Genomic DNA, 22,413 nt, shown 5'->3' on the forward strand with positions numbered 1-22,413 from the left:
GGTGCGAGCGAGCGGTCAGCTGTCCAACACGACGGCGACGATGCCCGCGAAGTGCGCCAACCGCGCCACCTCGGCGGCCCGGAAGTTCGGCCCGCCCGGCCGCGCGACCAACAGCGCCTTCCCGGGCTTCCCCAGCGGCGTGGCCGCGAGTTCGGTCCCCAGTTCCTTCCACGTCTCCGGCACCCACGCCTCCTCGGCGTCGAGGATGGTGGCGCGTTCCAGCGGCAGCCACGGCAGGTCGGTGATCGGCGTCTCGGGCGCGGCGTTGGACGACGCCAGGCGCACCGCGCCGGACTCCGCGTGCTCGACGACGACGGCCCAGCCCGCGCGGATGATCCGCGGCACACCCTCGGCGAGGATCTCCAGCCCCGAAGCGGGCTTCGCGGCGATCTCCTCGACCAGTTCGAGTTCGCGGTGCGTGTCGAGCACCCCGGCGTACGGGCGGACGGCGTCGACCTCGACACCGTCGACGCTTTCGGCGGCGGTGATGAGCGCGTCCGGCAGCCTGCCGGAGGGGATCTCGACGACGAGGTCGTCGATGGCGACACCGCCGCCTCGTTCGACCACGTCCACGCTCAGGATGTCGGCGCCGACGGTGCCGAGCGCGGTGGCGACCGCGCCGAGGGTCCCCGGGGTGTCCGGTAATTGGACCCGGATCAGGAACGACACACGCGCCCCTCTCGCCTCAGGCGTCCCAGCCTCGCCGTGGAACGCGCTACGCCGGGCGCCGATTGTGACAGACCGGACGAGGTAATGGGGACCGACGTCCGGGGCGCGGGATAACGAACCAAGCACTCCTTACCCGACATGGGAGCGCAGGCCGCGGCATAACCCAGTCGAGTCAGCCGACGCCGCCACCATAGACTTGCAGCTTCCGACAGAACCCGCACAGCACACCCCGGGAGTCACCCGCGTGCCCAACATTTCCCGCGACGAGGTCGCACACCTCGCCAAGCTGGCCAGGCTTGCCGTCACCGAAGAGGAGCTGGACGTCTTCGCAGGCCAGCTCGACCAGATCCTGGACTCGGTGGCCAAGGTGAGCGAGGTCGCAGGCGAGGATGTCCCGCCCACTTCGCACGCCGTGCCGCTGACCAACGTGTTCCGTGAGGACACGGTCCGACCGGGGCTGACCCAGCAGCAGGCGCTGGCCGGTGCGCCCGCCAGCGAAGAGGGTCGTTTCCGGGTGCCGCGGATTCTGGGAGAAGAACAGTGACCGAACTCATCAAGCTGACCGCCGCCGAGCTGGCGGAGAAGATCCAGTCCCGTGAGGTGTCGGCCGTCGAGGTCGCCAAGGCCCACCTGGACCGGATCGCCGAGGTCGACGACCACATCCACGCGTTCCTGCACGTGGACACCGAGGGCGCGCTCGAAGCGGCCCGCGCGGTGGACGCCGACGTCGCCGAGGGCAAGGCGCCGAAGTCGCCGCTCGCCGGTGTGCCGCTGGCGCTCAAGGACGTGCTGACCACCAAGGGCATCCCGACCACGGTCGGTTCGAAGACCCTGGAGAACTGGATCCCGCCGTACGACGCCACCGTGACGCGCAAGCTGCGCGAAGCCGGTGTCGTGGTGCTCGGCAAGACCAACATGGACGAGTTCGCGATGGGCTCCTCCACGGAGAACTCCGCGTTCGGCCCGACGCACAACCCGTGGGACCACGCCCGTATCCCCGGCGGTTCCGGCGGTGGCTCCTCGGCGTCCATCGCGGCGTTCGAGGCCGCGATCGCGATCGGCACCGACACCGGCGGTTCGATCCGCCAGCCCGGCGCGGTCACCGGCACCGTCGGCGTGAAGCCGACGTACGGCGGTGTCTCCCGCTACGGTCTCGTCGCCTTCTCGTCGTCGCTCGACCAGGCAGGTCCCTGCGCGCGGACGGTGCTCGACGCCGCCCTGCTGCACGAGGTCATCGCCGGGTACGACCCGATGGACTCGACCTCGATCGACGCGCCGGTCCCGCCGGTGGTCGCCGCGGCCCGCCAGGGCCTCACCGGTGACCTCAAGGGCGTCCGGGTCGGCGTGGTGAAGGAATTCGCCGGCGACGGCTACCAGCCGGGCGTGTTGCGGTCGTTCGAAGCCGCCGTCGAGCAGCTGCGCGCGCTCGGCGCCGAGGTCGTCGAGGTCTCGTGCCCGAACTTCACCTACGCGCTGCCCGCGTACTACCTGATCGCGCCGAGCGAGTGCTCGTCGAACCTCGCCCGGTTCGACGCCATGCGCTACGGCCTGCGCGTGTCCGACGACGGCGCCCACAGCGCCGAAGAGGTCATGTCGCTGACCCGCGAGAAGGGCTTCGGCCCCGAGGTCAAACGCCGCATCATGCTCGGCACGTACGCGCTGTCCTCCGGCTACTACGACGCCTACTACGGCTCGGCGCAGAAGGTCCGCACGCTCATCACGCGCGACTTCGAAGCCGCCTACGAAAAGGTGGACGTGCTGGTCTCGCCGACCACGCCGACCACCGCGTTCAAGATCGGCGAGCGCGTCGACGACCCGATGGCGATGTACCTGGCGGACCTCTGCACCATCCCGTCGAACCTCGCCGGCAACGCCGCGATGAGCGTCCCGAGTGGACTGTCGCACGAGGACGGCCTGCCGGTCGGCCTGCAGATCATGGCCCCCGCGATGGCCGACGACCGGCTGTACCGCGTCGGCGCCGCCTACGAGGTCGCACGCGACGCTGCCAACGGTGGCTCGCTGGTGCACGAGGTTCCGGAGCTGGGAGGAAAGAAGTGACCGCCGTGGTTGAGTTGATGGACTACGCCGACGTCATCGAGCGGTTCGACCCGGTGCTGGGCCTCGAGGTGCACGTCGAGCTGAACACGAACACCAAGATGTTCTGCGGCTGCGCCAACGAGTTCGGCGGCGAGCCGAACACCAAGGTGTGCCCGACCTGTCTCGGGATGCCCGGTGCGCTGCCGGTCGTGAACGCCAAGGCAATCGAAGGTGCGATCCGCATCGGCCTCGCGCTCAACTGCGAGATCGCCGAATGGTGCCGGTTCGCCCGGAAGAACTACTTCTATCCGGACATGCCGAAGAACTTCCAGACCTCGCAGTACGACGAGCCGATCGCCTTCAACGGCTACCTCGACGTGACGCTGGACGACGGCGAGGGGGTCCGCGTCGAGATCGAGCGCGCGCATATGGAGGAGGACACCGGCAAGTCGCTGCACGTCGGCGGCGCGACCGGCCGGATCCACGGCGCCGAGCACTCGCTGCTCGACTACAACCGCGCGGGCGTTCCGCTGATCGAGATCGTCACCAAGACGATCGAGCACACCGGCGAGCGTGCCCCCGAGGTCGCCCGCGCGTACGTGAGCGCCCTGCGGGATCTGCTGAGCGCGCTGGACGTCTCCGACGTCCGCATGGACCAAGGTTCCCTGCGCTGCGACGCGAACGTGTCCCTGATGGCCAAGGACGCGACCGAATTCGGCACGCGCACCGAGACAAAGAACGTCAACTCGCTGCGCAGCGTCGAGCGCGCCGTGCGGTACGAGATGACCCGCCAGGCGGCGATCCTCGCCGACGGCGGCACGATCAAGCAGGAGACGCGGCACTTCCAGGAGGCCGACGGCACCACGTCGCCCGGCCGCACCAAGGAGACCGCCGAGGACTACCGGTACTTCCCGGAGCCCGACCTGGTGCCGATCGCGCCGTCGCGCGAATGGGTCGAGGAGCTGCGCAAGACGCTCCCCGAGATGCCGTCGGAGCGCCGCAAGCGCATCCAGCGCGAGTGGAACCTGACCGACGAGGCACTGCGCGACCTGCTCAACGTCGGCGCGGTCGATCTGGTCGCCGCCACCGTCGAGGCGGGCGCGACGCCGGACGAGGCCCGCAGCTGGTGGGTCAACACGCTGGCGCAGGAGGCCAACTCCCGCGAGATCGAACTGGCGGAGCTGGCGATCTCCCCGGCGCAGCTGGCCGAGGTCATCGCGCTGGTCAACTCCGGTGAGCTGACCAACAAGCTGGCCAAGGAGGTCGTGCAGGGCGTCCTCGCCGGCGAGGGTTCGCCGTCCGAGGTCGTCGAGAAGCGCGGCCTGAAGGTCGTCTCCGACGACTCCGCGCTCATCGCGGCGGTCGACGAGGCGCTGGCCGCGCAGCCCGACGTCGCCGAGAAGATCCGCGGCGGCAAGGTGGCCGCGGCCGGGGCGATCGTCGGCGCGGTCATGAAGGCCACCAAGGGCCAGGCCGACGCCAAACGCGTGCGCGAACTGATCGTCGAGCGAGTCGGTGCCTGATCTCGCTTTGAAGAAGGTCACCTGGCGTGAGTGGCTCGGCCTCGCGGCCGGGCTGCTCGCGCTGGTGGCCTTGTTCCTGCCGTGGACGACGCTGACCGCGTCGCGCCCGGAGATCGAGGACGTCCTGACGACGTTGCCCGCCGACGACGTCACGCGTGACGCGTGGCGGTCGGGCTTCCTCTCCTGGGCGCCGGTGTTCCTGCTTTTCCTGCCCGGCCTCGCCGTCGTGCTGTTCGGCCGCGTCGACGCCGTCCGCCGCGCGGGCCTGCCGCATCTGTGGCTGATGGCGGCCATCGGCGCGCTGCTGCTGATGCTGCTCGGCTGGATCAGCCTCGACTGGCAGTTCGACGCCGACCAGCGCGGGATCCTTTCCGCCGCCGGAATCGAGATCGGGTCCGGCCTCGGCCGCTACCTCGGCATGTTCGCCGCCGTCGTCTCCGCGGTCGTCGCGTTCGTCGACGTCCGGCGCCTGCGCGCGGAAACCCGCGTCCGCCGCCCCTGAGTCCCCTCTCGCATTTAGTCCTCTGAATGCGAACGAGTAGGAAGAAAGCGCTTTCTTTCGAGGAGATCATCGTGTTCCCCCTTCCTGGAGGCATCGGCCTCTCCCATCTGTGCGCCTACGAATGGGAAGCGGCGGACGGGGTGTGCGGCGGCAGCCCGCATCTGCACCTGGCCTGCACCGAGGCCTACGTCGTCACCGGCGGACGTGGCGCGGTGCAGACGCTCGACGTCGGCGGCTACCGGGAGACCGAACTCGAGCCCGGCGTCGTCGCGTGGTTCGCGCCCGGCACGGTCCATCGGATGGTGCAGCGCGAAGACCTGCGGATCACCGTGCTCATGCAGAACAGCGGGCTGCCCGAAGCGGGGGACGCGGTCTTCACCTTCCCGCCGCCGATCCTCGCCGACCCGGACGCGTACGCGGATGCTGCCGCGATGCCCGCGGACGACGCCGCCGCCCTCGGCGCGCGCGATCTCGCGATCGAGGGCTATCTGCCGATCCGCGACGCCCTCGTGTCGGGAAACCCCGGCCCGCTGAGGGATTTCCACCGTGCGGCCGCCGCGCTGGTCGCGCCGAAGGTCGACGCCTGGTTCCCGCGCTGGCGCGCCGGTGCGCTGGCCGCCGCCGAGTTGACCGGGGAACACCTGGAAGCGCTCGCGAACGGCGACGTGAGCCACCTGGAGCGGTCCGGCGTCCGGGTGGTCGCTCCGTCCAAAGAGGACGGTTATGGCATGTGCGGGCACCGGACGGAGTACCCGGTTGACATGTGACCATATAGTCACCTATTTTTCCCGGTATGACCCACTCACGCAGGACACTCGTCACCGTGCTCGTCGCGCTCCTCTTCGGCGCGCTGCTCACCGCCGCGCCGGCGGCCGCCGAAGAACGCCCGCACGTCCACGAGGGAACGATCGACGGCGCGGACTTCCTGGTCAAAGTGCCGAAACGCTGGAACGGCACGCTGGTGCTCTACAGCCACGGGCTCTACGTGGACCCGTGGAAGCCGGCACAGATCATGCTGGCCACCAGACCCGAGACCGAGTCCTGGCTGCTCGACCAGGGCTACGCGCTGGCCGCGTCGAACTACAAGGGCGTTTTCGGGCACGCGATCGAGGAGGCCTTGACCGACCAGATCGCGCTGCTGGACTGGTTCCAGGCCGAGGTGGGGAAACCGCGGCGGACCATCACCAGCGGGATGTCCATGGGCGCCGTGATCTCACTGAAGCTGGCCGAGAACAACCCGGGCCGGTTCGACGGCGTCCTGACGCAGTGCGGCGAGTACGACACCAACGGCACGTGGAACAGCGCTCTGGACATGCTTTTCGCGCTCAAGACCCTGCTGGCGCCGGACGCGGACATCGACCTGGTCCGGCCTCGTGATCCGCAGGCCGCGCAGGCGGCACTCGAAGCCGTCGTCGCCGAAGCCCAAAAGACCGAGGCGGGCCGGGCGCGGATCGCGCTGGCCGGAGCGCTGGGCACCATCCCGGGCTGGGCCCTCGCGCACGAACCGGAGCCGACGGCGCCCGCCGACCGCCTCGCGCAGCAGGCGCTGTGGGTCACCGGGGCCTACCTGCCCGGCTACGGACCGTCCGCCCGCCCCGAAATCGAACGCCGGGCCGGTGGCAACCCTTCCTTCAACACCGGGATCGACTACCGGAGTCAGCTCGCCCGCTCGGCCGGGCTCGATCTGGTGCGGCATGCGTACCGGGCGGGAGGCGTGGATCTGCAAGCCGACCTCGACCGGCTCGCCGCGGCCCCGCGGATCTCGGCGGATCCGAAGGCGCAGGCCTACATGCACCGCTACACGGTGGCGCGCGGGACCACGCCGTCACCCGTGCTGACCGCGCACACCACCGGAGACGGCGGCGCCGTCGCGGGGCAGGCCCGGTGGTACGGCGACCAGGTTCGGCGCAACGGTGATCCCGCTCTGCTGCGGCAGACCTACGTCAGCCGGGGCGGTCACTGTTCGTTCAACGCGGCCGAGGAGATCGTCCTGCTCCGCACCCTGCTGTCCCGAGTGGACACCGGACACTGGCCGTCCACCGATCCGCGCCTGCTCACCGCCGCCGCGACCGCGCTCGGATCCTCGTATCGGCTCGTGCCGGAGCTGTTCGATCCGCTGGGCAAGGAGAAGGCCATGGCGCCGTTGTTCACCCGGTTCACGCCGCCTGCCCAGCCGAGGCCGTCGAGGTAAGGCCGCTCAGTCCTTGCCGCCCCCGCCGGCGCTGGCCGACGGCGTGATGATGACGACGCGGTCGTCGCTCGAAACCGGTGAGCCGCCGTCCTTGTTGATCGTCCCGGTGATCGCGACCTGCGGGTTGATCATGCTCATCGCGGAAAGCCTGCCGAAGGTCTTCGGCGGCTTGCCGACCTTGCCGTCCATGGCGACGCTGGGTTTCCCGGTCACCGCGCCGTCCGGGGTGACCGGGAGGTTCTGCAGGTTGCCCGCGATCGAGGTCGTGATGGTGAGATAGCCGGTGGCACCGACGAAGTCCGCGCAGCCCGCCACGCCGGGTTTGTCGGTCCAGCTCCACGCCGGGGTGGTCAGCGGCTGGCCACCCCGGAGCCGGTACAGCACGTCCTTGTCGGCCAGCCGGTCGGTCAGCCACATCCGCGAACCGGTCTGGTCACGGCAGATCCCGCCGGGGGAGTGCACGCCGGTCGAGAAGACCGCCGAACCCGGTGTGGGGTTGCCCGCCGCCGGTTTGCCCGACGTGTCGATGCGCAGCACCTTCCCGGCGAGCGACGCGGGATCGGCGGCGAGCCCGGCGTTGCCCGCGTCGCCGGTGGCGATCAGGAGGGCGCCCTTGGCGTCGGTGCCGAGCGCGCCGCGATTGCCGGTGGCGCCCTTGGGGATGCCGGTCAGCACCGGTTTCGGCGCCTGGCCCTTCGCCAGCCGGACGACCCGGTTGTCGGTCGGCGTGGTGATGTAGGCGAAGACGAGCTGGTCTTCGGCGAAACCTGGGGAGAGGGCGAGCGAGGTGAGGCCGCCGTCGCCGGAGCCGTCCACGGGGATGGTCGCCCAGTCCGCCGGGTCCTTCTCCGAGGCGGCGAGCACGATCCGGCCGCTCTTGCGTTCGCCCGCGAGCGCGCTGGGCGCGGTGCCGTCGCCGGGGATCGCGGCCACGGCGGCGACGGTGTCCAGGCAGGTCGCGATGACGGCCTTGTCGAAGTCCTTGCAGCCCTGCGGCGGCGGGACCGGCGTCGGCGTCTGATTCCGCCCGTTGCCGCCGCGGCCGGGACCGGGGTCGCCCGCTTCACCGCCGGGCCCGATCTGCGGCGGGACCTCGGGGGACGGCGGGTTGACCGGGGTGAACTTCTGCCCCGCGGCGGTGTTGTCGAATTCGGCGCAGCCGGAGAGCATCAGCGCACCGCAGGCCAGGATGGCCAGCGGCGCGGTCCATTTCCGCCGGTACCGGGTACGCACGGGGCAAGCCTAGGTGGGCGCGCGTGAGCCACGGGTAAGCGGTAGTGGATACCGTGGAGATCATGACTGTGACCGTTCTCGTGCCCGACGAAGAGGGAGTGGCCGCGCTTTCGGAGATCGACGGCGTGCGTCCGGTGGTGTACCGCCACGGCGAGCCGGTGCCCGCCGAGGCCGCCGAGGCCGAGGTCCTCGTGACCGGTGACCGGCCGACCGAGGAACTCTGGCGCGAACTGCCGAACGTCAAACTCGTGCAGCTGCTGCTGGCAGGCGCCGAGGACTGGATCGGCAAGGTGCCGGACGGAGTCCTGCTCTCGACCTGCCGCGGCGCGCACGGCGGAAGCTCGGCCGAGTGGGTCGTCGCGGTCCTGCTGGCGATTTACCGCGGTCTCGACGGCTTCGCCGACGGCCTGCGACGGAGGCATTGGGAACGGCGGACCACCGACACCCTGCAGGGCAAACGGGTCCTCGTCATCGGCGCGGGCGACCTCGGCAGGCATCTGCGCCGCCGGCTGGAGACGTTCGACGTGCGCTGCACGATGGTCGGCGCGAGCGCCCGTGAGGGCGTCCACGGCGTCGACGAACTCCCCGCCCTGCTGCCCGAGCACGACGTCGCGGTCCTGATGGTGCCGCTCACGCAGCACACGCGCGGCATGGTCGACGCGGAGTTCCTGGCCGCGATGCCGGACGACGCGATCCTCGTCAACGTTTCGAGGGGGCCGGTCGTGGACACCGGCGCGCTCGTCGCGGAACTCGCGTCCGGACGGTTGCGTGCCGCCCTCGACGTCACCGATCCCGAGCCGCTGCCCGCCGGGCATCCGCTGTGGGACGTGCCGGGACTGCTGCTCACCCCGCACGTCGCGGGCGCGGTGAGCGGGCGGCGGCAGCGCGCGTACGCGGTGGTGGCCAGGGAACTGAGCCACTATCTGGGTGGGGAGTTGCCGAAGAACCTGGTCCACGGCGAATACTGAGCACCGTGGCGAATCTTCATGTCGGCTGCGCGATGTGGACGCACAAGGCGTGGGCCGGGCGGTTCGTGCCGCGGTCGCTGCCCGCGGGGGAGCGGCTGCGGGCCTACGCCGGCTGGTGCAACGCGGTCGAAGGCAACACCACCTTCTACGCGATCCCGACCCGGGACACCGTCGCGACGTGGGCACGGCAGACCGATCCCGGCTTCCGGTTCGTGGTGAAGCTGCCCAAGATCGTCACGCACGAGCGAAGGCTCGCCGGGGTCGAGACCGAGATGCGGGCGTTCCTGGACGCGATCGAACCGCTCGGTGACCGGGCGGTCCTGTGGACGCAGCTGCCCGGCTCGTTCGGCCCATCGGACGTCGACGCCCTCGGCCGCTTCCTGCGCAGGCTCCCCGCCGGCCGCCGTCGCGCCGTGGAGGTGCGGCATCCCGGCTTCCACACCGACGCCCGCTCGACGTCGTCGCTGGAGAGGACACTCGCCGACGCGGACGCGGAGTGGGTGCCGTTCGACACCACGGTCTTCTTCCGGCGACCGCCCGCCAGCGAGGCCGAGCAGGACGCGTGGGGCAAGAAACCGCGGCTGCCGCGGCGGACGCGGGCGCTGACCGACCGGCCGATCGTCCGCTACCTAGGCCGGGACTCGGCCGAGGAGACCGCCGAGGGATGGCGGCCGTGGACCGAGGTGGTCGCCGAGTGGCTGCGTGAGGGCCGGTCGCCGACGGTCTTCGTGCACACCCCCGACAACGACGACGCCCCGGCGCTCGCCCGCCGGTTCCACGACGACGTGCGCGCCCTGGTGCCCGGCCTCGCCCCGCTGCCCGAGCCCGAACCGATCGAGCCGGCGACCCTGTTCTGAGCCGCTCCGCCACCGGTCCGGCGGTTCGGTCGCCTGACGGGCCGGTTTCGCCTACCCTTCGCGCGTGAGCGATGACTACCAGACCAGCATGATCTCGGACGTGGCCGAGCCCGACAGCGGCCCGAACCCGGCGGAGACCAGGGGCGGGATCGACCTCGGTCTGCTCGTCCTGCGAGTGGTGCTCGGCGTGACCATGGGCGCGCACGGGCTGCAGCACCTCTTCGGTGCCTTCGGCGGGCCCGGGGTCGGCGGCTTCGCCAGGGTGCTCGGCAACTTCGGCTACACCACCCAGACCACGCTGCTTTCGTGGATCACCGGGATCAGCGAGGTGGTCGGCGGCGCACTCGTGCTGGTGGGCCTGTTCACCCCCGTCGGCGCCGCCGCGTTGCTGGGTGTCTGCGCGAACATCGTGTACGTGAAGTTCGGCGGCGGGTTCTTCCAGAAGGAAGGACAGGGCTTCGAATTCGAACTCCTGCTGGCCGCGGCTTCGCTGACCGTCCTGCTCGCGGGCTCGGGGCGGATCGCGCTGGACGTCAACACCCCGTGGCGGAAGCGGCCGCTCTCGTTCGGGCTGATCGGACTACTGCTGACGGCGGCCGCTTCGGTCGTGGTGCTCGTCCTCTGCCGCTGACGCTCGCATTTCGTCACCTACTTGCGGCGAGCCCTCGTGCCGCGAATGTCATGAAAGGGTCGTTCAGGACGTTTTTCGTCCTGAACGACCCTTTCATGACACTTGAGGAGACCTACTTGTTCGGGTCCCGCACCGCGCCGGTGTCGGCCGAAGTCGCCATCCGCGCGTAGGCCCGCAGCGCCGCGGTCACCTTCCGGTCCCGCGAGACCGGCGGTCACGGCCGCTCGCTCGCTTCCATCTTCGCGCGCCGCTCGGCGAGGACGTCCGCGTCGACGAGCAGTTCGAGACGGCGTTCGTGGACGTCGAGCAGGATCCGGTCGCCGTTCTGGACCAGGCCGATCGCGCCGCCCGCGGCGGCCTCTGGCGAGATGTGCCCGACCGAGATGCCCGACGAGCCGCCGGAGAACCGGCCGTCGGTGATCAGCGCGCATTTCTTGCCGAGGCCGGAGCCCTTGAGGAACGCGGTCGGGTGCAGCATCTCCTGCATACCGGGGCCGCCCGCCGGGCCTTCGTAGCGGATCACCAGCACCTCGCCGGGCTGGATCTCCTTCTTGAGGATGGCCGAAACCGCCTCCTCCTGGCTTTCCAGCACCCGGGCCGGGCCCTCGAAGTGCCAGAGTTCTTCGTCGATGCCCGCCGACTTGATGACGGCGCCGTTCTCGGCGAGGTTGCCGCGCAGGATCGCGAGCCCGCCGTCCTTGGTGAAGGCGTGTTCGACGTCGTGGATGCAGCCGCCCGCGGCGTCGGTGTCCAAAGAGGACCAGCGGTTCTCGGTGGAGAACGCCTCCGTGGTGCGGACCCCGCCCGGCGCGGCGTGGAACAGTTCGATCGCGCGCTCCGACGGTTCCTTCGCGCGTATGTCCCAAGTGGACAGCCAGGATTCCAGATCCGGCGAGTGCACGGAGTGGACGTCGGTGTTCAGCAGGCCGCCGCGGTACAGCTCGCCGAGGATGGCCGGGATTCCGCCCGCGCGGTGGACGTCCTCCATGTGGTAGTCCGAGTTCGGCGCGACCTTCGACAGGCACGGCACGCGGCGGCCGATGGCGTCGATGTCGTCGATGGTGAAGTCGACCTCGCCCTCCTGCGCGGCGGCGAGGATGTGCAGCACCGTGTTGGTCGAACCGCCCATCGCCATGTCGAGGGCCATCGCGTTCTCGAACGCCTTCTTCGACGCGATCGAACGCGGGAGCGCGGACTCGTCGTCCTGTTCGTACCAGCGCTTGCACAGTTCGACGACGGTGCGGCCCGCGTCCTCGAAGAGCGCCTTGCGGGCGGCGTGTGTGGCGAGGGTGGAACCGTTGCCCGGCAGGGAGAGCCCGAGGGCCTCGGTGAGGCAGTTCATCGAGTTCGCGGTGAACATGCCCGAGCACGAACCGCAGGTCGGGCAGGCCGAACGCTCCACAATGGACAGACCGTCCTCGTCGACCTCGCTGCTGGCCGACGCGGCGATCGCGGTGATCAGGTCGGTCGGCGCCTGCGCGACCCCGCCGACGACCACGGCCTTCCCGGCCTCCATCGGCCCGCCGGAGACGAACACCACGGGGATGTTCAGCCGCATGGCGGCGTTCAGCATGCCGGGGGTGATCTTGTCGCAGTTGGAGATGCAGACGAGCGCGTCGGCCTGGTGTGCGTTGACCATGTACTCGACCGAGTCGGCGATGATCTCGCGCGAGGGTAGCGAGTACAGCATTCCGCTGTGCCCCATGGCGATCCCGTCGTCCACGGCGATCGTGTGGAACTCGCGGGCGACACCGCCCGCCTCCTTCACCGCGCCCGCCACGATCTCGCCGAGGTCCTTGAGGTGCACGTGTCCCGGCACGAACTGGGTGTAGGAGTTCGCGATGGCGACGATCGGCTTGCCGAAGTCGCTGTCGGTCATTCCGGTGGCGCGCCAGAGCGAGCGCGCGCCCGCCGCGTTGCGGCCGTGGGTGGTGGTCCGGGAACGGAGTTGAGGCACGGCGGACTCCAAGGTTCGGGATGAGGACCAGGGCGAACTGGCGCCAAACTGGTCCTACCAATCCTACTCCCCGGAATTCTCGCTCTTCTCCGGAGCCTCGGCCACGTCGTCGGTCAGCCCGGAAGGATCGGCCACGCGGCCCGCGCTGACCAGCGAGATCACCGGAAGGTGACGAGTACGCACGGCGGGAAGGGCGATCTTGGTGTCGTCCTTCAGCACCGCCTGCACCTTCGCCTTCTCGGTGATGGCGAGGCCCTTGAGCGAGGACCACGGCAGGTCGCGCCGCCCGAACATCGTGCGGACTTCCAGTCCCGTCGCCGTCGCCGTCGTGCGGGTCCGGATGACGAACACCGCCAGCGCGATCGGGAAGAGATAGAGCCACTGGAGGTACGGCACGTCGCCGAACGCGACAGGCGTCACACAGACGACAAGGAAAGCGATCGCCAGCAACGCCGTGTTCGGGATTTTGAAGACGGCCTTGCGGTCCTCGTTCGCCTGTTCCTGCTGCTTTTCTTCTGCCACGTCAAAGATGGTGCACCGCCGCCTTCGGAGCCCCGAACGCGGGTCGCGCCATCCGCCGATGGTGTCCAGCATGCGGAATCGCCATCCCGCAGAGTTGACACTCTTGACGGCGACCGGCTAGCTTCACTCTCGTGACAACGCAGACCGGCCTCGTACTTCCCAAGCGCGTCGACGCTTAGGGAAGTCTCCGCTGCGTCGACGCGCGACCCTCGTGCGACCACTCCGGTCGGCGGGGGTTTTTTGTTGCCTGGAACAATTTCACTTGCCCGACCAGCCAATGAATACCCGAACGAGTGACTAGACAAGACGAGGCAGACAAGCGATGACTAGTGCCACCTCGCGAGCTGAAGCGAATGCCGGAACCTCTGGAGCACGTCCCAAGCCGGCGCCGCCGGCCGGGACCCCGGTGCGGGTCACGGGCGCGCAGTCGCTCGTCCGCTCGCTCGAGGCGGTGGGCGCGGAAGTCGTGTTCGGTATTCCCGGCGGCACCATTCTCCCGGCGTACGACCCGTTGCTCGATTCGACGAAGGTCCGCCACGTCCTGGTCCGCCACGAACAGGGCGCCGGGCACGCCGCCACCGGATACGCGCAGGCGACCGGCAAGGTCGGTGTGTGCATGGCCACCTCGGGTCCCGGCGCGACCAACCTGGTCACCCCGCTGGCCGACGCGAACATGGACTCGGTCCCGGTGGTCGCCATCACCGGTCAGCAGTCCCGCGCGCTGATCGGCACGGACGCCTTCCAGGAAGCCGACATCTGCGGCATCACGATGCCGATCACCAAGCACAACTTCCTGGTCACCGACCCGGCGGACATCCCGCGCACCATCGCGGAGGCCTTCCACCTCGCCTCGACCGGCCGCCCCGGCCCGGTCCTGGTGGACATCCCCAAGGACGTCCTGCAGGAGATGACCTCCTTCTCCTGGCCGACGGAGATGCGGCTGCCGGGCTACCGGCCCACGCTGCGCCCGCACGGCAAGCAGGTCCGCGAGGCCGCCCGCCTGATCAGCAAGTCGCGCCGCCCGGTCCTCTACGTCGGCGGTGGCGTGATCAAGGCCGACGCCTCGCGCCAGCTGATGGAACTGGCGGAGCTGACCGGGATCCCGGTCGTCACCACGCTGATGGCCCGCGGCGCCTTCCCCGACTCGCACCCGCAGCACCTCGGCATGCCGGGAATGCACGGTTCGGTCGCCGCGGTCGCCGCGATGCAGCGCGCGGATCTGCTGATCGCCCTCGGCGCCCGCTTCGACGACCGCGTCACCGGGCAGCTGTCGTCGTTCGCGCCGGACGCCGCCATCGTCCACGCCGACATCGACCCGGCCGAGATCTCCAAGAACCGCAAGGCGGACGTGCCGATCGTCGGCGACTGCGCGGAGATCATCACCGAACTGATCGAGGCCGTCCGCGCCGAGACCGACAAGTCCGCGAAGCCGGATCTGACGGACTGGTGGACGCAGGCGAGCGCTTGGCGTGACGACTACCCGGCCGGTTACGAGTGGCCCGACGACGGGACGCTTTCGCCGCAGTACGTCATCGAGCGGATCGGTTCGCTGGTCGGCCCGGACGCGGTCTACACCGCGGGCGTCGGCCAGCACCAGATGTGGGCCGCGCAGTTCGTGAAGTACGAGAACCCGCGCACCTGGATCAACTCCGGCGGTCTCGGCACGATGGGCTTCGCCGTCCCCGCCGCGATGGGCGCCAAGTTCGGCATGCCGGACAAGCAGGTCTGGGCCATCGACGGCGACGGCTGTTTCCAGATGACGAACCAGGAACTGGCCACCTGCGCCATCGAAGGCGCGCCGATCAAGGTGGCCGTCATCAACAACGGCAACCTGGGCATGGTCCGCCAGTGGCAGAACCTCTTCTACTCCGAGCGGTACTCCAACACCGATCTCGGTACGCACAAGCACCGCATCCCCGACTTCACCCTGCTCGCGGAGGCGCTCGGCTGCGCCGGGCTCCGCTGCGAGACCAAGGAGGACGTCGACGCCACCATCCGGCGCGCCATGGAGATCAACGACCGCCCCGTCGTGATCGATTTCGTGGTGGGGAAGGATGCCCAGGTGTGGCCCATGGTGGCCGCGGGCACCGGTAACGACGAAATCATGGCCGTGCGCGGGATCCGCCCGCTCTTCGACGACGACGAAGTCGCCGCCGAGGCGGAGATCAATGCGGCGGCAGAAGGAGACGCCCGATGAGCGTGCACACCCTGAGCGTTCTGGTCGAGAACAAGCCCGGTGTCCTCGCACGGGTTTCCGGACTGTTCTCCCGGCGTGGTTTCAACATCGAATCCCTCGCCGTCGGGCCCACGGAGAATCCCGAGGTGTCCCGGATGACGATCGTGGTCGCCGTCGAAGAGCTACCGCTCGAACAGGTGACCAAACAGCTCAACAAGCTGGTCAACGTCATCAAGATCGTGGAATTGGAAAAGTCCACAGCCGTGCAGCGTGAACTGCTGCTGGTCAAGGTCCGGGCCGACGCCACCGTGCGCAGCCAGGTCCTCGAGACAGTCCAGCTTTTCCGCGCGAAAGTGGTGGATGTGTCCCCCGAGGCGCTCACCGTCGAAGCCACCGGGACCTCCGACAAGATCGGTGCCCTGTTGCGGATGCTGGAGCCCTATGGCATCCGCGAACTGGTCCAGTCCGGAATGGTCGCGGTCGGCCGGGGCGCCCGGTCCATTACCGCCACCTCCGCCCGATAACGAATCTTTGTCTGTAAGTCAGGAAAGGAAGTAGTACCCCTCATGGCAGTGGAAATCTTTTACGACGACGACGCGGACCTTTCGATCATCCAGGGTCGCAAGGTCGCCGTGATCGGCTACGGCAGCCAGGGTCACGCGCACTCGCTGAGCCTGCGCGACTCCGGCGTCGATGTCCGCATCGGTCTGCCCGAGGGCTCGAAGTCGCGGGCCAAGGCCGAGGAGCAGGGTCTCCGCGTGCTCACCCCGGCCGAGGCCAGCGCCGAAGCCGACCTGATCATGATCCTCGCGCCGGACACCAAGCAGCGCGCCATCTACGAGAAGGACATCGAGCCGCACCTCAAGGACGGCGACGCGCTGTTCTTCGGCCACGGCTTCAACATCCGCTACGACCTGATCAAGCCGCCGTCGAATGTGGACGTCGCCATGGTCGCGCCGAAGGGCCCGGGCCACCTGGTCCGCCGCCAGTTCGTCGACGGCAAGGGCGTCCCGGCGCTCATCGCGGTCGAGCAGGACGCTTCCGGCAACGCGCAGGCGCTCGCGCTCTCCTACGCGGCCGCCATCGGTGGCGCCCGCGCCGGTGTCATCAAGACGACCTTCACCGAGGAGACCGAGACCGACCTCTTCGGCGAGCAGGCCGTGCTCTGCGGTGGCGCCTCCGCGCTGGTGCAGACCGGTTTCGAGGTGCTCACCGAGGCCGGCTACGCCCCGGAGATCGCCTACTTCGAGGTGCTGCACGAGCTGAAGCTGATCGTCGACCTCATGTACGAGGGCGGCATCGCGCGTCAGCGCTACTCGATCTCCGACACCGCCGAGTACGGCGACCTGACCCGCGGCCCGCGCGTCATCTCGCCGGCGGTCAAGGAAGAGATGAAGAAGATCCTCGGCGAGATCCAGGACGGCACCTTCGCCCGTGAATGGGTCGCCGAGGACGAGGCCGGGCGGCCGAACTTCACCAAGCTCGAGGAGCAGGGCAACCAGCACCCGATCGAGGAGACCGGCAAGAAGCTGCGCGACCTGATGTCGTGGGTGGACCGGCCGATCACCGAGACCGCCTAGTTGTTGGGCTGAAGGGGCCCTTCCTCGTGAAGGGCCCCTTCGTTTTGCGTGTCGGAAAGCGATAGCGTGGACACCATGAGTGAGCAGCCGGTGGACGACAAGGCCCACATCCGGCCAGAGCTGGACTTGAGCGACGCGGTGTGGATCCGGGCGGAACCAGAGGGTGCGAACCTCCAAGACCGCGCCGAGTACGCGCTGGTCCCGCACACTGACGGCCTCACTTATACCGCGATGCGCCAGGCGTCGGATCCGGACGGCCATGTCCTCGTGTTCACGCCGACCGAATGGGACGCGTTCCTGAAAGGCGTCCGGGACGGCGAATTCGACCTTCCCGCCTAGGGCGTGTCCTGTAAGTCACTGGAGCCAGAGGATGATGGCGGCGGTGGTGAGTTCGGCCTGGTAGTAGGCGGCGCGTTTGGCGTAGGGGGTGGCCAGGTCGCGGAACTGTTTGAGCCGGTTGAAGCGCCGCTCGACCACGTTGCGCTGTTTATAGACCTCGGCATCGAAGGTTGGTGGTCGTCCGCCGCTGCGGCCTTTGGCTGTGCGGCGGGCGATCTGGTCATCCCGTTCCGGGCTGACAAACCTGATCCGCCGGTCTCGCATCGCTCGGCGGGTTGACGGATGCGAATACGCCTTGTCCGCGATCACCGTCTCCGGTCGGCAGCGTGGCCGGCCTGGACCGACCCGGGCGACGGTGATGCCGTCCAGCAGCGGAACCAGCTGCGGGTTGTCCGCCGCTTGGCCCGGGTTGAGCAGGAAGCGCATCGGCAGGCCACGCCCGTCCACGGCGAGGTGGATCTTGGTGCTCAGCCCGCCGCGGGACCGCCCGAGTCCTTCCCCGTCGAGGGCGAGGGCTTCGATTCCGTCGCTGCAGCCCCTTTTTTCCGGGCACCGGCGGCATGCTGATGCGCCCGGACCACACTCGAGTCGACGGATACGACCCATTCGAGGTCGCCGACGGCGTCGTCTTTGACGATCACCCGGCCGATGATCCGGTCCCAGGTGCCGTCTTGGTCCACAACCGCAGCCGTTCATGCGCGGTCTTCCAGGGCCCGTAACGATCAGGCAGGTCACGCCAGGGCGCACCAGTGCGCAGCTTCCACAGAATCGCGTTGATCACTTGACGGTGATCCCGCCACCGCCGTCCACCACCTTGCTGCGGCGGCAGCAGTGGCTCGATCACCGCCCACGCCCTGTCCGTCAACTCACCCCGACCAACCACCGGGCACAATTACCGGACCCACAGCTCAACCACATACAGGACACGCCCTAGTTGCCTCAGTCGAACCGTTCCCGCACCGACTGACGGCATATTCCCAGTGCCTCGCAAACTCGGGTCCTACGCGATGCCGTGACGACGGGCCGCGCTGATCCAAGAGCGCTGGTCGTGTCGATCAGACGATGGATCGCCTCGATACGCGGTAGATGTGTCAGGAGGGCCGCGTAGTCGACACCTTCCCTGACGAGTGTGGCGCGTTCAACCCGGCGGGCTCGTTCTTGATCGCCTCAGCGCACAACACCACACACTCGCTACACGTGTAGACACCGCCTCGGCGACCAGGTTTTCCACGTTGTCGGCCGAATGTTGCAGCAGACGCGATGCGAGATGGTCGGCGTAGTCACGCGATTTCATGATCAGCTTCCACGTCAAGGTCCAGCATGGCGATCCGAGATTGTGGCTACAAGTTCGCGATGCCGGTGTCGGTTTCAGCCTGCGGGCGTCGAGTCCAGCTCATGGTTGGGCTGCCGCCAACTTGCCTACTCGGCTCGTCCCAGCTTGCTAACAACTAGCACGCAGCATGTGCGTTCAACGCGTCTGATCGGAGTAACGGCGATAGAGGCTGGCCTTCTGTCGCTCTGTCGGCCGACAAGAGCTCGAAGCTAGCCGTCTGACGTCTGTGCAGACCCGCCGCGATGGCTGCCCCAGTGTGCCCGCCCCTAAGCAACAATTAGGCGCCGCCTTCTGGAACTCGGTGGGTGGCTGGCAACATCAGACCGCAGGCTGTGGAACACCTGGGAAAGGGGGCTGTGGTGGTGCGTCCTGTCGAGCATTGGTCACACTGACCTTGGGCCAAGGCTAAGCTCGTTACTCGTAGACCGTAACCAGAGATTGGCAGGCCCCGCTGGCCGCTGGAGGTACAGTTGACGGATCCGTACCCGGAGTATCGAAACATCAGCGTTACAGACCCGTTGAGACAAGGCGACATCCTGGAAGCAGCTGATCCAGCCGCCTCTCACTGGCAACGGCATCTACTTGTGATCACTGCTGACTGCGACTTCGCACATGCCAAGCATCAAGGTCGCGTGACGTGTGTTCCTGTGCTTACCGCCCAGGAGTACTTGCTGGAGATGCAGATACCTCGCATCCGTGAAGCGGCTTTAAAGAAGTTTGTGGCGACTCTTCGTGCCACCCTGGCGTCAACCAGTGCCGCCAATATTTCTGACCAGCGCCTTAGGGCGTGGCCATGTGAAACGGCTCCGGGCGATATCGTTGCCTCCCTTGAGCTCGATGCTCGTAAAACTGCCACCGCAAGGGCTGCCTTGGAGTCGATTCGCCTCGCTAGTCAACCAGCGGAATCTCTGGGGCAAGCTGTCGAATTTCTGATCGATTCGTACCTCGCTGCATCTGCGCCGCAGAAGCGAGATAACATTGTCAATGGAATCGTTTCCAAGCTAAAGGGGCCATACTCTCAGCCGCCGGGCGACGCACTTTTTCTCTCTGCGATTGCGCCAGAATGTGACCTCGGCTACTTCGTCTACTTGCGACATTTGGAGCAAGTGCGGGAAGCGGATATTGCACTCGGCCCGACGAGGCGTACTGCGAACTATCGGCGTATCGCTCGTCTGCAGGACCGATACGCACACGCTCTGGTTCAGCGTTTTGCGCTCGTCTTTATGTCGATCGGTCTACCTGCGGAGTACGAGGAAATTCGAGAGCTCCACTCCGACTATCTGGGAGAGAATTTCAAGTGAAGCCGTTCGTTGTCACTGTGCGAGCCCTTAGGGAGCTGGCCACCGGTTTGTCGCAGGAGGCGATCCCGTCCTCTCCGCTGTTGTTTGAGTACGCCGGGGCCAATGTTGATGTGCTTCTGGCGGTGGAGGATAGAGTAAATGAGCAGCGGGTCGTGTTCATGCGAGAAAAGAATTCTAGAGAGCGTATTACGCCAGGGCATCCTGCCGACCTTCGGGGTCATGTTCTCAGTCGTGCTGCGTCATTCGTAGAACGCGCAAGAGTGAATGGACCGCTCACTTTGCCCCGCGGCTGGCATCAATACAAGCATAACAATCTAATCGCGTTTTTTGCTGCCCCAAGTGGAGATGCCGAGGCTAGCCGATGGATCGCGGAAGTCATGCCGGGCGAGTCACCGGATGTCGTCTTCTGGGGGATGACGACATCGGATCGAACCTCGACACTGGAGGAATTCGAGCTGGTCAAGCCGCGTCTGTCGACCGGTTGGAAAGCCGACTGGCAAGCAGCGATCGAAGCGTGTGCGGACCAGGTCGAGCAGGCGAAGCGGTCCCAGCCATCAGATGTCGAGATGCTGCTGCCGCCGTTAGAGCAGCCTATTACGATGGGGCGCTCATATGAACAATGGCTAGATGTTATTACCGATGATCAGCGGTCGTTTGTTGAAGCTAGCACCGCCAAGTCGATTCGCCTACGCGGCCCAGCGGGCTCCGGGAAGACGCTGGCCTTGACGCTCAAGGCGGCTCGTGAGGTTCTAAATGCTCGAGACAAGGGCGACGAACTGCGCGTACTGACAGTGACTCACAGCTGGTCTCTTGCCACTGACATCTCTGATTCGCTTGATTCGATGGGAATGGGGCTACTTCACGAGGTTGACGTCTTCCCTCTTCTTGAAATTGCAAAGACAATTTCGCCGCAGTACGCAAACGATGAATCAGGATTCAGTCTAGCCGGGAACGACAGTTTTAGTGGCAAGCAAGCCCAGTTAGACGAGATCCTTGAAGTTCTGGGCGACTTCATAAATGGTGATTGGATCACGTATCGCGAAGGTGTAGCGGACAGCCTGCGTGTCAGGTTCGACTCCCCTGATTCTGATGAACGTTATGCGCTTGCGTGGGATCTTCTGGTTGAATTCGGATCGGTTATTGGGGCGGCTGCCATATTCCCCGGGGCTGGTGCGGAGGCTCGGTATTTCCAGTTACCGAGAGCTGCATGGATGCTTCCATTGCAAGGCCGACAGGAAAAACATGTCATTTTTACCCTTTACACCAAATATATGGAAAACCTTGAGGCGCGATCCACGCTAACGTCGGATCAAGTGCTTGCCGACTTATTGAGTCATCTTGAGACTCATGCATGGAATCGTGCACGTAGGTCGCAGGGATATGATCTGATTTTTGTTGACGAATTTCACCTGTTCAGTCCCCTTGAGCGCCAAGTGCTCCACTATCTCTCGCGGGACGTCAGCATTTACCCCCGGGTTTTCATGGCTGTTGATCCAAGGCAATCGCCGTCCGAGGCCTTCATTGGAATAGCGGCGGATGGCACGCGATCGTCATCAGTCGCATTTGAGGACGAGATCGGCGACATTGCTAATTTCGAGCTGACGACAGTGCACAGGTTTACGCCTCAGATTCTGAATCTAATTAAACATGTTCATCATGAATTTCCGACTCTGGATCTCGGAAAAGATTGGCAGATCAATTTCAGTACGGTCGAATCGGTGCAAGAGCCAGGTCCTCTGCCTCTTCTGAGTACCGCCGCATCGCGAGTCGGAGAAGAGGATGACATTGCGAAGGCGGTTCAGCGACTATATCATTCTGGGCGCATTGCCCTAGCTGTTGTGGATAGTCGGCAATGGCGTCGGTTTAGTGAGCTTGCGTCTCGTATCGGAACCTCCGGGAAGTTTCATGTCTCGACCATATCGGGCCGAACCGACATTGAAGGCCTTGGCTATCGCAGTCGTGGCCTGGTCGTCGGGCCTGCCGAGTATCTGGCAGGGCTTCAGTTTGATGTGGTTCTGGTTGCAGGTATCCCCGACATGGAAATCAGCAGAACGTCGACTAGTGAACGAACGCGACTCTTATCGCTACTCTATCTCTCTTTGAGTCGCGCTCAGCGAGAGGTGCGTGTCTACGTGAACGAAGATGACGATGGCACAGCCGAGGTGCTTACCCGCGCAGTCGCCAATGGAATTATGAAACAAGAGCAAGGTAGCCTGGTTTAACTCAATGAATCGGAGAATTCACGCGAGTATGTGAACAGTTCGTTGAGTCGTTCGGCGGAGACGGAGGCAAGAAGGTTGGCATAGTTTTGAGATTTGGTGGCCAGGTCGTCGCACGTGTAGCTCAAGTGTATTGGAACGCGGAGTTCAGGTTACACGTCCCAGCCGAGGATGAACGGCGGATCGCCCATCGGGCCGATGCCGCCGGTCTCCCGGGTCTTCCAGTCGACCGGGTTGACGCCGGCGGCGTGCACCCGGACTAGGATCTGGGGTCGGACCGGGGGCAGGTCTTTCGACGTCGACGAGTTCGAGGACTTCGGAGCCGCCCAGACGGTTTTGGCTGATATAGCTCGCATGGGCTCATTGTTCGGTGGG

The 22,413-nt window shown here is 66.8% G+C and carries 18 protein-coding genes and 3 pseudogenes; 15 read left to right on the forward strand and 6 right to left on the reverse strand.

Features of this window, described 5'->3' with window-relative positions; all coding sequences use genetic code 11:
• Positions 1-15: 15 nt before the first annotated feature.
• Positions 16-669, reverse strand: coding sequence for an ACT domain-containing protein (locus DMH03_RS14185; RefSeq protein ID WP_007031618.1), 654 nt, complete (start codon positions 667-669; stop codon positions 16-18).
• A 244-nt stretch (positions 670-913) separates the two neighbouring features.
• Here DMH03_RS14185 and gatC point away from each other — a divergent pair, with 244 nt between their 5' ends.
• Genes gatC through DMH03_RS14215 form a run of 6 tightly spaced genes read left to right on the forward strand, consistent with a single transcriptional unit; the run spans position 914 to position 6,922 of the window.
• The gene (gene gatC / locus DMH03_RS14190; RefSeq protein ID WP_005162012.1) at positions 914-1,213 is read left to right on the forward strand and encodes an Asp-tRNA(Asn)/Glu-tRNA(Gln) amidotransferase subunit GatC; all 300 of its coding nucleotides are present in this window, start codon (positions 914-916) and stop codon (positions 1,211-1,213) included.
• A complete protein-coding gene (gatA, locus tag DMH03_RS14195) occupies positions 1,210-2,727 on the forward strand; it encodes an Asp-tRNA(Asn)/Glu-tRNA(Gln) amidotransferase subunit GatA (protein ID WP_125792438.1) in 1,518 nt (505 codons plus the stop codon). Before gatC ends, gatA begins: the two co-directional genes overlap by 4 nt.
• Entirely contained in the window at positions 2,724-4,229 is a 1,506-nt protein-coding gene (gene gatB, locus DMH03_RS14200) for an Asp-tRNA(Asn)/Glu-tRNA(Gln) amidotransferase subunit GatB (RefSeq protein WP_125792439.1), read from the forward strand. The genes gatA and gatB overlap by 4 nt, the downstream gene beginning before the upstream one ends.
• Positions 4,222-4,731, forward strand: a complete 510-nt coding sequence (locus tag DMH03_RS14205; protein WP_125792440.1) for a hypothetical protein — start codon at positions 4,222-4,224, stop codon at positions 4,729-4,731. Before gatB ends, DMH03_RS14205 begins: the two co-directional genes overlap by 8 nt.
• Positions 4,732-4,757: 26 nt before the next feature.
• Positions 4,758-5,498, forward strand: coding sequence for a cupin (locus DMH03_RS14210; RefSeq protein WP_233611504.1), 741 nt, complete (start codon positions 4,758-4,760; stop codon positions 5,496-5,498).
• Positions 5,499-5,524: 26 nt separating this feature from the next.
• Positions 5,525-6,922: a S9 family peptidase gene (locus DMH03_RS14215; protein ID WP_125792441.1), complete on the forward strand. Its 1,398-nt coding sequence runs from the start codon at positions 5,525-5,527 to the stop codon at positions 6,920-6,922.
• A 6-nt stretch (positions 6,923-6,928) separates the two neighbouring features.
• On the opposite strand, the gene DMH03_RS14220 is transcribed toward DMH03_RS14215, so the two are convergent.
• A complete protein-coding gene (locus tag DMH03_RS14220) occupies positions 6,929-8,155 on the reverse strand; it encodes a sorbosone dehydrogenase family protein (protein WP_125792442.1) in 1,227 nt (408 codons plus the stop codon).
• A gap of 62 nt (positions 8,156-8,217) precedes the next feature.
• Here DMH03_RS14220 and DMH03_RS14225 point away from each other — a divergent pair, with 62 nt between their 5' ends.
• From DMH03_RS14225 to DMH03_RS14235, 3 genes are all read left to right on the forward strand, one after another.
• Positions 8,218-9,123, forward strand: a complete 906-nt coding sequence (locus tag DMH03_RS14225) for a 2-hydroxyacid dehydrogenase (RefSeq protein WP_125792443.1) — start codon at positions 8,218-8,220, stop codon at positions 9,121-9,123.
• 32 nt (positions 9,124-9,155) lie between these two features.
• On the forward strand, positions 9,156-9,980 hold the full coding sequence (locus DMH03_RS14230; RefSeq protein ID WP_125792936.1) for a DUF72 domain-containing protein: 825 nt from the start codon (positions 9,156-9,158) through the stop codon (positions 9,978-9,980).
• A gap of 88 nt (positions 9,981-10,068) precedes the next feature.
• Entirely contained in the window at positions 10,069-10,611 is a 543-nt protein-coding gene (locus tag DMH03_RS14235) for a DoxX family protein (protein WP_125786961.1), read from the forward strand.
• A 112-nt stretch (positions 10,612-10,723) separates the two neighbouring features.
• On the opposite strand, the pseudogene ilvD reads toward DMH03_RS14235, so the two are convergent.
• Both ilvD and DMH03_RS14245 read right to left on the reverse strand, forming a co-directional pair.
• Positions 10,724-12,568 (reverse strand): annotated as a pseudogene (gene ilvD / locus DMH03_RS14240) (dihydroxy-acid dehydratase).
• A gap of 63 nt (positions 12,569-12,631) precedes the next feature.
• Positions 12,632-13,090 carry a PH domain-containing protein gene (locus DMH03_RS14245; RefSeq protein WP_125792444.1) on the reverse strand — a complete coding sequence of 153 codons (459 nt, stop codon included), beginning with the start codon at positions 13,088-13,090 and terminating at the stop codon, positions 12,632-12,634.
• Between the two features lie 322 nt (positions 13,091-13,412).
• Between DMH03_RS14245 and DMH03_RS14250 the strand changes: the two genes are divergently transcribed.
• The 4 genes from DMH03_RS14250 (at position 13,413) to DMH03_RS14265 (ending at position 17,185) form a co-directional block, all read left to right on the forward strand.
• Positions 13,413-15,287 (forward strand): acetolactate synthase large subunit, encoded by a 1,875-nt coding sequence (locus DMH03_RS14250; RefSeq protein ID WP_125792445.1) that lies wholly within the window; start codon positions 13,413-13,415, stop codon positions 15,285-15,287.
• Positions 15,284-15,790 carry an acetolactate synthase small subunit gene (gene ilvN / locus DMH03_RS14255; RefSeq protein ID WP_076162709.1) on the forward strand — a complete coding sequence of 169 codons (507 nt, stop codon included), beginning with the start codon at positions 15,284-15,286 and terminating at the stop codon, positions 15,788-15,790. The genes DMH03_RS14250 and ilvN overlap by 4 nt, the downstream gene beginning before the upstream one ends.
• Before the next feature lie 42 nt (positions 15,791-15,832).
• The gene (gene ilvC / locus DMH03_RS14260) at positions 15,833-16,846 is read left to right on the forward strand and encodes a ketol-acid reductoisomerase (RefSeq protein WP_125786780.1); all 1,014 of its coding nucleotides are present in this window, start codon (positions 15,833-15,835) and stop codon (positions 16,844-16,846) included.
• 75 nt (positions 16,847-16,921) lie between these two features.
• Positions 16,922-17,185 (forward strand): DUF397 domain-containing protein, encoded by a 264-nt coding sequence (locus tag DMH03_RS14265; RefSeq protein ID WP_125792446.1) that lies wholly within the window; start codon positions 16,922-16,924, stop codon positions 17,183-17,185.
• A gap of 15 nt (positions 17,186-17,200) precedes the next feature.
• On the opposite strand, the pseudogene DMH03_RS14270 reads toward DMH03_RS14265, so the two are convergent.
• Positions 17,201-18,068: pseudogene (locus DMH03_RS14270) on the reverse strand (IS5 family transposase).
• A gap of 920 nt (positions 18,069-18,988) precedes the next feature.
• Between DMH03_RS14270 and DMH03_RS14275 the strand changes: the two are divergent.
• Both DMH03_RS14275 and DMH03_RS14280 read left to right on the forward strand, forming a co-directional pair.
• Positions 18,989-19,819 carry a hypothetical protein gene (locus tag DMH03_RS14275; RefSeq protein WP_125792447.1) on the forward strand — a complete coding sequence of 277 codons (831 nt, stop codon included), beginning with the start codon at positions 18,989-18,991 and terminating at the stop codon, positions 19,817-19,819.
• A complete protein-coding gene (locus DMH03_RS14280; protein WP_125792448.1) occupies positions 19,816-22,041 on the forward strand; it encodes an AAA family ATPase in 2,226 nt (741 codons plus the stop codon). The genes DMH03_RS14275 and DMH03_RS14280 overlap by 4 nt, the downstream gene beginning before the upstream one ends.
• Before the next feature lie 152 nt (positions 22,042-22,193).
• Here DMH03_RS14280 and DMH03_RS42305 read toward each other — a convergent pair.
• Positions 22,194-22,383: pseudogene (locus DMH03_RS42305) on the reverse strand (NADP-dependent oxidoreductase); the annotation flags it as partial.
• Between the last annotated feature and the right edge of the window lie 30 nt (positions 22,384-22,413).

The sequence above is a fragment of the Amycolatopsis sp. WAC 01376 genome (genome assembly GCF_003947415.1).
GTDB lineage: Bacteria > Actinomycetota > Actinomycetes > Mycobacteriales > Pseudonocardiaceae > Amycolatopsis.